This window comes from Enterobacter sp. RIT637 (genome assembly GCF_019718755.1).
Classification (GTDB): domain Bacteria; phylum Pseudomonadota; class Gammaproteobacteria; order Enterobacterales; family Enterobacteriaceae; genus Enterobacter.
In genome coordinates, this window is record NZ_JAIHAZ010000100.1 from 1 (window position 1) to 616 (window position 616).

At 51.0% G+C, this 616-nt stretch carries 2 protein-coding genes; both read right to left on the minus strand.

Features of this window, described 5'->3' with window-relative positions; all coding sequences use genetic code 11:
- Window positions 1-303, minus strand: a 303-nt coding sequence (locus tag K5E19_RS23395; RefSeq protein ID WP_221553318.1) for a histidine triad nucleotide-binding protein, incomplete at its 3' end; no start/stop codon positions are given.
- 73 nt (window positions 304-376) lie between these two features.
- Window positions 377-616: phosphoribosyl-ATP diphosphatase (locus tag K5E19_RS23400; RefSeq protein ID WP_221553320.1), on the minus strand; the 240-nt coding region annotated here is incomplete at its 5' end.

Genomic DNA, 616 nt, shown 5'->3' on the forward strand with positions numbered 1-616 from the left:
GTGTATATGCAGGTGGAAGACCTCTTGTCCGCCGCCTTTGCCGGTATTGATAAGGGTTTTGAAACCGTCGGTCAGTCCCGAAGCTTTGGCGATTTCGGGAACTTTCAGCATCATTTTTCCCAAAAGGGGCTGATGTTCGGGCGCGGCGTGTGCCAACGAATCAAAATGGACTTTGGGAATCAGCAGCAGATGAAGCGGAGCGGCGGGGTTGATGTCTTTGAAACAAACCATTTCGCCGTCTTCATAGACGGTTTGCGCCGGAATCTCTTTGGCGGCGATTTTGCAGAAAATACAGTTGTCCATAACGGCTCCGTTGCCGTCTGAAAAAAGCACGCAGACGGATTAAACGTGGAAGGGATGAGATTGTAATATAAATTCAGGATTCTGTACGGGCGGCTTTTTCGGCCAGCCCCGACAGCCCCTGACGGCGGGAAAGTTCGTCCAATACGTCTTCCGCCTTCAGGTCGTGGTGTGTCAGAAGAATCATGGTGTGGAACCATAAGTCGGCAACTTCGTAAACCAGGTGGGACGGGTCTTTGTCTTTGGATGCCATCAACACTTCGCCCGCTTCTTCAATCACTTTTTTTAGGATTTTGTCCTCGCCCTTGTGCAGGAG